Origin of the sequence: Candidatus Westeberhardia cardiocondylae (genome assembly GCA_001242845.1) — a bacterium.
Taxonomy (GTDB): domain Bacteria; phylum Pseudomonadota; class Gammaproteobacteria; order Enterobacterales; family Enterobacteriaceae; genus Westeberhardia; species Westeberhardia cardiocondylae.
This window is the reverse complement of sequence record LN774881.1, coordinates 121710-134247: the sequence shown is the minus strand read 5'-3', so window position 1 is coordinate 134247 and position 12538 is coordinate 121710. Positions and strand designations below refer to the sequence as shown.

Annotated in this window: 7 protein-coding genes; all 7 read right to left on the bottom strand. The window is 28.7% G+C overall.

Features of this window, described 5'->3' with window-relative positions; genetic code table 11:
• Positions 1 to 363: 363 nt before the first annotated feature.
• The 7 genes from rpoC to secE all read right to left on the bottom strand — a co-directional run bounded on the left by rpoC (position 364) and on the right by secE (position 12284).
• On the bottom strand, positions 364 to 4590 hold the full coding sequence (gene rpoC, locus WEOB_RS00600) for a DNA-directed RNA polymerase subunit beta' (protein ID WP_281263980.1): 4227 nt from the start codon (positions 4588 to 4590) through the stop codon (positions 364 to 366).
• Positions 4591 to 4670: 80 nt separating this feature from the next.
• Positions 4671 to 8708: a DNA-directed RNA polymerase subunit beta gene (gene rpoB / locus WEOB_RS00595; protein ID WP_281263979.1), complete on the bottom strand. Its 4038-nt coding sequence runs from the start codon at positions 8706 to 8708 to the stop codon at positions 4671 to 4673.
• A gap of 221 nt (positions 8709 to 8929) precedes the next feature.
• Positions 8930 to 9301, bottom strand: a complete 372-nt coding sequence (gene rplL / locus WEOB_RS00590; protein ID WP_281263978.1) for a 50S ribosomal protein L7/L12 — start codon at positions 9299 to 9301, stop codon at positions 8930 to 8932.
• Positions 9302 to 9401: 100 nt separating this feature from the next.
• Positions 9402 to 9899: a 50S ribosomal protein L10 gene (gene rplJ, locus WEOB_RS00585; protein ID WP_281263977.1), complete on the bottom strand. Its 498-nt coding sequence runs from the start codon at positions 9897 to 9899 to the stop codon at positions 9402 to 9404.
• Between the two features lie 930 nt (positions 9900 to 10829).
• Entirely contained in the window at positions 10830 to 11261 is a 432-nt protein-coding gene (rplK, locus tag WEOB_RS00580) for a 50S ribosomal protein L11 (RefSeq protein WP_281264061.1), read from the bottom strand.
• 86 nt (positions 11262 to 11347) lie between these two features.
• Positions 11348 to 11896, bottom strand: a complete 549-nt coding sequence (gene nusG / locus WEOB_RS00575) for a transcription termination/antitermination protein NusG (protein WP_281263976.1) — start codon at positions 11894 to 11896, stop codon at positions 11348 to 11350.
• 4 nt (positions 11897 to 11900) lie between these two features.
• A complete protein-coding gene (gene secE, locus WEOB_RS00570; protein WP_281263975.1) occupies positions 11901 to 12284 on the bottom strand; it encodes a preprotein translocase subunit SecE in 384 nt (127 codons plus the stop codon).
• Between the last annotated feature and the right edge of the window lie 254 nt (positions 12285 to 12538).

Here is a 12538-nt window from a genome sequence, read left to right as displayed (position 1 = left end):
CAAAATATATCTAATATATTTATATAAATCAAAATACAAAATTTAAATTATAAAACTTTATCATACGAAAAAAATAAAAACTTACAAGAATAAATTTTAAATTAATTTACAATACAAAATATTATTTTAAATATACAAAAATACAATCCATATTTAAAATTATAACACCTAAAAATAAAAATTTTAATAATACATTCTTCCTTAAAAAATAAAACAATAAAAAACTAAAAACATCCTATTAATTTTTAATTAATATAAAACACGAATTAAATTATTCACATTAAATTAAAAACTCAAAAAAATAAAATAAATAATAAAACTGCGCCAGAATAAAATTCTGTCAACAAAAATTTAAATAAATAATCAATCTTTTATATTATCTCCTAATTCAACATTTAACAACTTGGTCAAATTTGCAGAAGCCTCATCAAGACTAATTTTCTTCCTATCAAAAGAACAAGATCTCTTTTTATTTCGATTCCTAATACGCTCTTGATGATATGTATAACCAGTACCAGCGGGAATCAATCTTCCTACAATTACATTTTCTTTTAAACCTCGTAATTCATCACGCTTTCCAGAAACAGAAGATTCAGTTAATACTCTAGTTGTTTCTTGAAAAGATGCTGCAGAAATAAATGACTCAGTTGCCAACGAAGCTTTTGTAATACCCAATAAATCTCTAGAATATTTTATTAATTTTTTTTTGTCGCGTCTTAATTTTCTATTCACAGCCCTAATATGTGAATATTCCACTTGCTCCCCTTCTAAAAAATTCGAATCACCAGAATCAACTATAGTGCCTTTTCGCAACATTTGTCTAATAATTACTTCAATATGTTTGTCATTAATTTTTACACCCTGTAATCGATAAACTTCTTGAACTTCACTAATAATATGATGTGTAACCTTGTAAACACCTCGCAATCTAAGAATATCATGAAGAGACTCAGGTCCGTCTGAAATAACATCACCACATTCAACATATTCTCCTTCCAATACATTAAGTTGTCTCCACTTTGGAATCATCTCCTCATAAACCTTTTCATTTTCATTTTTCGGAGTAATAATCAATCTACGTTTTCCTTTTGTTTCTTTTCCGAAAGAAATAACACCAGTAATTTCAGCTAAAATTGCCGGCTCTTTTGGTAAACGCGCTTCAAATAAATCTGCAACTCTAGGTAAACCACCAGTTATATCTTTAGTTCCAAAAATTTCTTGAGGCAAACGTGCTAAAGTATCCCCAATAGAGACATATGCCCCATTTTCTAATTGCACAACAGCTCTTCCAGGTAAAAAATATTGAGCAGATATATTAATTTCAGAAACAAAATTTTCATCATTATTATCTACAATTCTCAAAGCTGGCCTTAATTCTTTATTAACACGCTCAGATGTATCTAATACTACTACAGAAGATACCCCAGTCAATTCATCAGTTTGGCGAAGAATAGTTTGTCCATCAATCATATCAAAAAATTTAATAAATCCATTTACTTCAGAAATCACGGGAACAGTGTGCGGATCCCAATTTGCAACAATTTCTCCAGGAAAAATACTAGATCCATCTTTTTTGTTAACTATAGAACCATAAGGTAATTTATAACTTTCCTTAGTACGACCAAATACATCAACCAACTTTAATTCAGCATTTCTAGAAGTAATTACTAATTTTCCATCACTATTAACAACAAATTTTGCATTATTTAAACGCAATATCCCACCTGTTTTTACTTGAATGCTAGATTCTGCTACAGATCGAGAAGCTGCTCCCCCAATATGAAAAGTACGCATAGTTAATTGTGTACCAGGCTCACCAATAGATTGAGCTGCAATAACACCAATAGCTTCACCTTTATTAACTAAATTACCCCGTGCTAAATCTCTTCCATAACATTTTGCGCATACCCCAAAATCAGTCTCACAAGTTACTACTGATCGAACTTTAACACTATCCAAAGAACTGTGTTCTAAAATCTTACACCAATACTCATCAAGCAACGTATTTCTCGAAATTAAAACATTACAAGACTCAGGGTCTAATACATCTTCCGCTACAATACGCCCTAAAACACGATCATATAACGCCTCTTTAATCTCCCCACCTTCAATCAATGCTGTCATAACAACTCCAGAAATAGTTTCACAATCATCTTCCGTAACTACTAAATCTTGTGCAACATCAACAAGGCGACGAGTTAGATATCCAGAATTAGCAGTTTTTAATGCTGTATCTGCTAAACCTTTTCTTGCTCCATGAGTGGAAATAAAATATTGTAAAACACTCAACCCTTCACGAAAATTAGCAGTAATAGGAGTTTCAATAATAGAACCATCAGGCTTGGCCATTAAACCTCGCATGCCAGCGAGTTGCCTAATTTGTGCAGCTGAACCTCGAGCGCCAGAATCCGCCATAACAAAAATATTGTTAAACGAAAGCTGTTTCTCCTTTTCCCCGTTCGATCTACTAACAACTTCGCTAGATAAATTGTCCATCATAGCGCTAGCCACACGGTCATTAGCTTTTGCCCATATATCTATGACTTTGTTATACCTTTCAGAAGAAGTTACTAATCCTGAAAGAAATTGATTTTGAATTTCAGATACTTCGTTCTCAGCATCGAAAATTATATTATCCTTACTTTCAGGAATTACCATATCATCTATTCCCACCGAAGATCCAGATTTAGTAGCATAAGCAAAACCAGTATACATAATTTGATCAGAAAAAATAACAGTTTCTTTCAACCCTAAAACTCGATAACAAGTATTTAACATATGAGAAATAGCTTTTTTTCCTACTATTTTATTTACCAATGAATAAGATAAACCTTTTGGAACAATCATCCATAAAATAGCTCTGCCTATAGTTGTATCAATAAGTTTCGTAGATTTAACAAATTTTCTTTCAGAATTAAGTTCATACTCATCTATTCGGACTTTAACTGATGCATGTAATTCCGCAATACCAGCCTTATACACATGTTCTGCTTCCTCTGGTCCAGTTAATACCATACCTTCCCCTTTACTATTAATACGATTTCTAGTCATATAATACAAACCAAGAACCATATCTTGCGAAGGAACAATAATAGGTTCTCCATTAGCAGGAGACAAAATATTATTAGTAGACATCATCAATTCTTTCGCTTCCAATTGTGCCTCTAATGTTAAAGGAATATGAACAGCCATCTGATCACCATCAAAATCTGCATTATATGCAGCGCACACTAATGGATGTAATTGAATTGCTTTTCCTTCAACCAATACTGGCTCAAAAGCTTGTATTCCTAATCTATGTAATGTTGGAGCTCGATTTAACATAACAGGATGTTCGCGAATTACCTCTTCTAACATATCCCATACTACCGAATCTTCATTTTCAACCATTCTTTTTGCAGATTTAATTGTCGTAGCTAAACCATGTAATTCTAACTTTCCATAAATAAAAGGTTTAAATAACTCTAAACCCATTTTTTTTGGTAAACCACACTGATGCAAATGCAAATATGGACCAACAGTAATAACTGAACGACCAGAATAATCAACTCGCTTACCTAATAAATTCTGCCTAAAACGACCTTGTTTCCCTTTAATCATATCAGCTAATGATTTTAATGGTCTTTTTCCAGATCCGGTAATAACTCTATTACGTCTTCCGTTATCCAATAATGCATCCACTGCTTCCTGAAGCATTCTTTTTTCATTTCTTATAATAATATCTGGAGCTGATAAATCTAACAAACGTTTTAAACGATTATTTCTATTAATTACTCTTCTATATAAATCATTCAGATCAGATGTTGCGAATCTCCCTCCATCCAATGGAACTAAAGGACGTAAATCAGGTGGCAAAACTGGTAACACAGTTAGAATCATCCATTCAGGATTATTTTTAGATTGAATAAAAGATTCTAATAATTTAATTCTTTTAGTTATCTTTTTTTTCTTGCTTTCAGAATTTACTTCTTCTAATTCTTGATATAATTGGAAACATTTTTCTTTTAAATTCATTTTTCTCAAAAGATATTGAATTGCTTCAGCGCCCATTTTCGCATCAAATTCATCTCCAAATTCTTCTAAAGCATCCAAATATTGCTCTTCAGTTAAAAGTTTGCAACATGTAAGATTTGTCATTCCGTTTTCAATAACAACATAAGATTCAAAATACAAAACTCGCTCAACATCCCGTAAAGGCATATCCAAAATTAATCCAATACGAGAAGGTAAAGATTTCAAAAACCAAATATGTGCTGTAGGAGAAGCTAATTCTATATGCCCCATTCTCTCACGACGAACTTTAGAATGTGTTACCTCTACTCCACATTTTTCGCAAACAACACCTCTATGTTTTAAACGTTTATATTTTCCGCATAAACACTCATAATCTTTAACCGGTCCAAAAATTCTTGCACAAAATAAACCATCTCTCTCTGGTTTAAACGTTCTATAATTAATTGTTTCTGGTTTTTTAACTTCACCAAAGGACCAAGAACGAATCATATCTGGAGAAGCCAATAAAATTTTTATTGCATCGAACTCTTCAATTTTACTAGGTTGTTTTTTTAAAAAATTAAATAAATTCTTCACAAATTAGCTCTCCTAAATACATAAAATACAACAAAAAAATATCTTTTATATCAAACATTATTTTAAAAAACATATTAAATTCAACAAATTTCTTCTTCTAATTCAATATTAATACCTAAAGAACGAATCTCTTTTAACAATACATTAAAAGATTCAGGCATACCAGGTTCCATTATATGATTTCCATCTACAATATTTTTATACATTTTAGTTCTTCCACTCACATCGTCTGATTTAATAGTTAACATTTCCTGTAACGTATATGCCGCCCCATATGCTTCCAAAGCCCACACCTCCATCTCCCCAAATCTCTGTCCACCAAATTGTGCTTTTCCACCCAATGGCTGCTGTGTGACTAAACTATAAGAACCAGTAGAACGCGCGTGCATTTTATCATCAACCAAATGATTTAACTTTAACATATACATATAACCTACAGTTACTTTTCTTTCAAACTTCTCCCCCGTACAACCGTCAAATAAAGTAATTTGACCAGAAGTAGGTAAATCTGCTAATTTTAAAAATTCTTTTATTTCCCTTTCTGTAGCTCCGTCGAAAACAGGGGTAGAAATTGGAACACCATTTTTCAAATTATTTGCTAAGTGCAAAAATTCTTCATCAGATAACATATTAAGATCAATTTTTTGGCGAATATTATTTCCCACATCATAAACTTTCTGAATAAATTTCCTAATTCTTTTTATTTTTTTATTCTGTTTAAGAAATTTATTAATCTTATCTCCAATACCTTTGGAAGCCATACCTAAATGAGTTTCTAAAATTTGTCCAATATTCATTCTAGAAGGAACACCTAATGGATTTAATACTATATCTACTGGAACACCGTTTTTATCATACGGCATATCCTCAACTGGATTAATTTTAGAAATCACTCCTTTATTCCCATGTCTACCAGCCATCTTATCACCAGGCTGTACTTTTCTTTTAACTGCTAAATAAATTTTAACAATTTTCAAAATGCCGGGTGCTAAATCATCTCCTTGAATAATTTTTTTACGTTTAATTTCTATTTTTTTATTAAATTCCTGATTAAGTCTATTGTACTGTTTAATCAATTTTTTAAATTTATTATTCTCATCTATATTAACCAATTTTATTTTTACACAACGTTCATATGACAAATTATTCAATTCTTCCTCTTTAATACCACAACGCATCAAAAAACAACAAATTCTCTTAAAAAGAGCAAGTTCAAAAATTTTCAACTCTTCAATTAATTCTGCTTTTTCTCGATTAAAACGCGCCTCCTCCATTTCAAGAGAACGCTTATCCTTCTTAATTCCATCTCTAGTGAAAATTTGAACATCAATTACAGTACCAGAAATTCCATTTGGAACTCGCAAAGACGAATCTTTAACATCAGAAGCTTTTTCCCCAAAAATTGCTCTAAGCAATTTTTCTTCTGGAGTTAATTGTGTTTCACCTTTAGGAGTAACTTTTCCAACCAAAATATCTCCGCCAGATACTTCTGCGCCAATATAAACAATTCCAGACATATCAAGTTTAGAAAGAGCTGATTCACTTACATTAGGAATATCAGAAGTAACTTCTTCAGATCCTAATTTAGTATCACGAGCAATACAAATCAATTCTTGAATATGTATAGTGGTAAATCTATCTTCTTGCACAACTCGTTCAGAAATTAAAATAGAATCTTCAAAGTTATACCCATTCCACGGCATAAATGCAATACGCATATTTTGTCCTAAAGCTAATTCCCCCAAATCCGTAGCAGTTCCATCTGCCAAAACATCTCCTTTGTTTATTTTCTCACCCAAAGAAACACAAGGCTTTTGATTAATACAAGTATTTTGATTAGAACGAATATATTTATTTAAATTGTACACATCAATCCCTGCTTCATCAAAACGAGTTTCATTTTCTTCCACATCAATAACAATGCGAGACGCATCAACATATTGAACAATACCACTTCTTTTTGCCACAACTACAACTCCAGAATCTATTGCAACAACACGCTCCATACCAGTACCAACTAACGGTTTATCAGAATACAATGTAGGAATCGCTTGTCTTTGCATATTTGCCCCCATCAAAGCGCGATTGGCATCATCATGCTCCAAAAACGGAATTAATGACGCACCCACAGAAACCACTTGCTGTGCAGAAACATCCATATAATTAATTTGATTACGATGAAATAAACCTGCTTCCCCTTTATTTCTGCAAGTTATAAAATCATCAATAAAACAACCATTCTCATCAATATTGGTGTTAGCTTGTGCAATAATAAAATCTTCCTCTTCATTTGCTGTTAAATAATGGATATCATTAGTTACAACACTCTGTACAACTAAACGATATGGTGTTTCTAAAAAACCATATTTATTAGTTCTAGCATACACAGATAACGAATTAATCAATCCAATATTAGGTCCTTCTGGTGTTTCAATGGGACAAACTCGGCCATAATGTGTAGGATGTACATCACGAACTTCAAAACCAGCGCGTTCACGTGTCAATCCTCCTGGTCCTAATGCAGAAATACGACGCTTATGAGTTATTTCAGATAATGGATTATTTTGATCCATAAATTGAGATAACTGACTCAAACTAAAAAATTCCTTTAAAATAGCAGAAATTTGTTTAGAATTGATCATATCCTGGGGCATCAAATCATCTACATCCCCAATAGAAAGTCGTTCTTTCACCGATCTTTCAACACGTGCTAATCCCAATTTAAACTGATTTTCTACCATTTCTCCTACTGAACGAACCCTACGATTTCCAAGATGATCTATATCATCAACATTACTTTTTCCATTTCGAATAGATATAAGTTTTTTAACAACATTAATTATGTCATTTTTAGTCAAAATAGTTCGATCTACATTATTTTGATTTGGAAAAGAATTATTAAATTTTATACGACCCACTAAAGACAAATCATAACGATCCTCAGAAAAAAATAAATTTTTAAATAAACCTTCTGAAGTTTCACGAGTTGGTGGTTCCCCTGGTCGCATTACGCGATAAATTTCTGATAATGCACCAAAACGATCTTTAGTTGGATCAATTCGCAAAGTTTCAGATATATAAGGACCATGATCAGAATCATTAGTAAATATCGTTTCGATAATTCTATATCCGGATAATTTTAACTTATCTAACAATTCTATAGACAATTTTGTATTAGCATAAACAATTATTTCATTTGTTTTCTTATCAACATAATCTTTTATAACTGTTTTTCCAACAAGATATTCTATAGGAACTTCAATATATTGAACATTATCCTGTTTTAATTTATCCGTATACATAGAAGTAATACGACAACCTTTTTTTATATAAATAATATTATTATATTTAATATCAAATAAAGCAATTTCTCCCAAAAAATGTTCAACTAAAAATCGCATTTTTATTTCATAATTATCAGATATTTCATAAATAACTTTATTAAAAAACATATCTAAAATTTGCTCAACATTATAATTTAACGCGCGCAACAAAATAGTTACGGGTAATTTTCTTCGACGATCTATACGAATAAATAAATTATCTTTTGAATCAAATTCAAAATCTAACCAAGATCCACGATAAGGAATAATACGAGCATTATATAAAATTTTTCCAGAAGAATGAGTTTTTCCTTTATCACTATCAAAAAAAACACCAGGACTTCTATGTAATTGAGATACAACAACTCTTTCAGTTCCATTAACAATAAAAGTTCCATTCTTGGTCATAAGAGGAATCTCGCCCATATATACTTCTTGCTCTTTAATATTTTTAACTGTATTATTAGAAAATTCCTTTTCATAAATAATAAGACGTAATTTTACTCTTAATGATGCAGAATATGTCATACCACGATTTTGACATTCTTGAATACTGAAAACAGATTTTTCTAATCGATAGCTTACATATTGTAATTCACAATACCCACTATAACTTTTTATCGGAAAAACAGAAAGCAAAGACAATTCTAAACCACATTCACCTTGTTCATTTTTTCCAATAAATTTTTGAAATGAATCAATCTGAATAGAAAGAAGACAAGGTACGTTTAAAACTTCTGATCGTTTCCTAAAATCTTTACGAAAACGTTTTCTTTCAGTATAAGAACGAAACATAAAAAATCCTTATCTAATAAAATTAATAAACTACCTAACATAAAATTATACAAACTTTCTACTTTATCATAATTACTACAAAATAAGATAAATAACACAACAAACAAAATCAGTTTAATAATACACTTATCTTTAGTAGAAACATTTAAAAAATATTTAAACATTCTCTTAAACTTCTATCACAGTGAAGCTAAAATATTAACATTAGTATGCAATACTATCTATTTTAATTCAATAGATGCACCAACTTCCTCTAACATTTTTTTTAAATCATTGGCATGATCTTTTAATACACCTTTTTTGATAATAACTGGAAAAGATTCTACCAAATCCTTCGCTTCTTTCAACCCAACACCAACAGCACTTCGAACAACTTTAATTACAGAAACTTTGTTAGGTCCAATATTATTTAAAATAACATCAAATTCAGTTTTTTCCTCTACAACATTTTTCTCAGGAATGCTAGAAGAAGTTATAGTAGATTTAGAAAAAGAAACATCAAATTTCTTTTCTATCATACGAACTAATTCCATTATATCCATTACGGACATTTTGCTAATTGCACTAATAATTTCTTCTTTAGTAATCAACATATTAAATATTCTCAAAGTTTAATTGATTGTACAAAATTTTTTCTACTTTTTACATAAAACACTACAAAATAGAATAGAAAAATCTCTTATATAATTAAAATCAAGAAAAATTTCTATCACATAAAAGATATAATATTCTAACAATTTTTCCTAATGCAATTTCTCTCATAACAAATAACATATATAATATTCCTTCCTTACGAGTTGGCAAATTAGCTAACAGATCAATATTAGAAGATAAAATAATTTTTTTCTCAAAAGAAGCTGCTACAATTTTAAAATTTTTATCACTATTACAATATTCTAAAAATAACCGAGAAATCTTTCCTGGGTCATAAAGAGAAAACCCCACCAAAATTGGACCAGAAATTACACTTTGTAAACAATCAAAGTGAGTATCTTTAATAATACGACAAAATAAAGAATTACTAATAACTTTGATATAAATTCCAGAACAATCACGACTAATTTTACGTAATCTATTAATCCCATTTGCGGTAACACCGCTGAAATCAGCAATCACAATAGATATTGAACGATTTACTATATCCTTAATTTCCGATACAATTAATTTTTTTTTTTCAATATTTAAAGACATATAAGATCTTCCTTTAAAATGAAACAAAATTTTTTAACTAAAATAAATTTTAAAAAACTAAAACAATTTCATTTAGTTTAGCAAAAATAATTTTGTTAAATAACAAATATACTTACAAATCATAAAATATACTACAACAAACATTAAAACATCTAAGAATAACATATAATCCATTATATTATCATATATAAAATACATATTCTTATTCCATTGTTTTTATTTATATATTTTCTTTTAAAATATAAATTTTTATACCTACAATATAATCATTAAAATTTTTCTAAAATTAATCATAAAACTATTTCCGTAATAACATTATACATACCAAATTAAAAATTTAACAAACATATAAATACAATATTCTAAATATAAAATTTTTATAAATATATAAAAATTAAAATTTATTAAACCACCTAATTTACTTATACATATAATTTTAAAATTAAAATACACATACCCGTATATAAAAAACTAAATTTAATATATAATTATTAATAATAAAACTTTAAATCAATCTACACCGAAAAATTTTACATAATTTCTAAAAATATGATTAATAAACTTCATTTTGCAAAAAACAAATACATATATACAAAAAATTAAAAATATACAATTAAAATATACTTTCTAAATATTTTATATTTTTATACATAATATTTTACAAATAAATATAAAATTAAATTTTCAAAACATACATAATTTATATAACAATTTAATAATTTATAAATCATAAATATCACTTAGATACCACTGTAATTTTCTAAAAACACTTTGAGTAAACCTACATTCCCCATCAAAATTCATTCATAACCAAAAACCATAAAACAATAAAAAATATTAAAAACAAATTGTTATAAAAAACTTTTACATTATTTTAGTAAAATATGATTAATTTTAACATAAATAACAAAACATTAAAGAAATTTAAAATCAAAATTTTTTTACCACAATACCCATAGATAAAGCAGTTCCTTGAATAGAACGAGACACAGCCTCTATACTAGATCCCGTCATATCATTCATTTTAATTTTAGCAATCTCAAAAATTTGATCCATGGTAACTGTACCAACTTTATCTTTAATTTGATTACTAGATCCAGATTTAATACCCAAAACCTTTTTTAATAATATAGAAGCCGGAGGAGTCTTTAATATAAATTGAAAAGAACGATCAACATAAACAGTAATAATTACAGGGATTGGCATACCTTTTTCAATATTTTTAGTTTTTTCATTAAAACTTTTACAAAATTCCATAATATTCACTCCTCGTTGACCCAACGCAGGACCAATAGGTGGGCTGGGATTTGCCATTCCAGCTGGAATTTGTAACTTTACATAAGATTGTATTTTCTTTAATATATTCATAATTATATATTTCTATTTATTTATCAAATTATACAAAACACATTATTTAAAAAATATTTGACCCCATTTATCCAATAATCTCACCCTTTTTCCACTTGCCTAAAATCTAATTCCACAGGAGTGGAACGACCAAAAATCAAAACAGAAACTTTTAAACGATTTTTATCGTAATCCACCTCTTCTACTGTTCCATGAAAATCGGAAAAAGGGCCATCATTCACACGAATCAACTCACCAGGCTCAAATAATCTCTTAGGCCTAGGCTTATCACCAAATCTTTGCAAACGATTCATAATTACATTAACTTCTTTTTCAGTCATTGGTACAGGACGATCTGAAGTACCACCAACAAAACCCAAAATTTTTGGAATATTACGAATAAAATGCCAAGTAAAATCGTTTACAATCATATTAATCAAAACATAACCTGGAAAAAATTTTCTCTCGCTTTTACACCTACGACCAAATCGTATTTCAACAACTGATTCAGTAGGAACTATAACCTTCCCAAAAAATTCCTCAACTTTATATAATTTAATACGTTCATAAAGAGATTGAACTACACGATTTTCAAAACCAGAAAACACTTGAACGACATACCAACGCTTTTTTTGAACATTTACAATCATATTTTTAAAACCTTAACTGAGTTATAAATGATACTAAAAAAACTAAAATTGAATCTAATCCCCACAAAATCACCGAAATAACAGAAGTTGCCACTATAACAATAAACGTAGTTTGTAACACTTCTTTTTTACTTGGCCAAATAATTTTACGTATTTCATAACAAGATTTTCTAAAAAACATAAAACTGTCTCTCCCTTTTTTTGTTTTTAACATAATAATACTAATTATAACAAAAAAAAGTGTAAAAAATAAAATTTTGTATAATAAATCAACACCAAAAAACATATAATTGCAAAAAATTAAAAAAAATAACAAAACAAAAACTATCGTCCATTTCAATATTTCAAAAGACAAAAATTTTTTTAAGCATTCGTTATTATTTTTCATAAAAACCTTACTCTTATTTTTAAATTCATATTATTTAAATTTTAAATCAAACTTTTATTTATAGAACAACAAAATTTAAAATTTAATAAATTAATCTAAATTAAAATTCATATTCCACAAAATGAATAACCAATTTACAATTTATACAATTTAGTGCACAAAACAAAAATATTATTTTAACACCTAAAACATCAATTTAAAAGGGCATCAAAAGATGCCCTGAACAATATTTTATAATAAAAACAATTAAAAAT

Bases quoted from the DNA above. Each gene is read 5' to 3' on its own strand.
- rpoB (WP_281263979.1), bottom strand. From the start codon at position 8,708: ATGTTTCGTTCTTATACTGAAAGAAAACGTTTTCGTAAAGATTTTAGG.
- rplJ (WP_281263977.1), bottom strand. From the start codon at position 9,899: ATGTCTTTAAATATTGAAAAAAAAAAATTAATTGTATCGGAAATTAAG.
- nusG (WP_281263976.1), bottom strand. From the start codon at position 11,896: ATGATTGTAAATGTTCAAAAAAAGCGTTGGTATGTCGTTCAAGTGTTT.
- rplL (WP_281263978.1), bottom strand. From the start codon at position 9,301: ATGTTGATTACTAAAGAAGAAATTATTAGTGCAATTAGCAAAATGTCC.
- secE (WP_281263975.1), bottom strand. From the start codon at position 12,284: ATGAAAAATAATAACGAATGCTTAAAAAAATTTTTGTCTTTTGAAATA.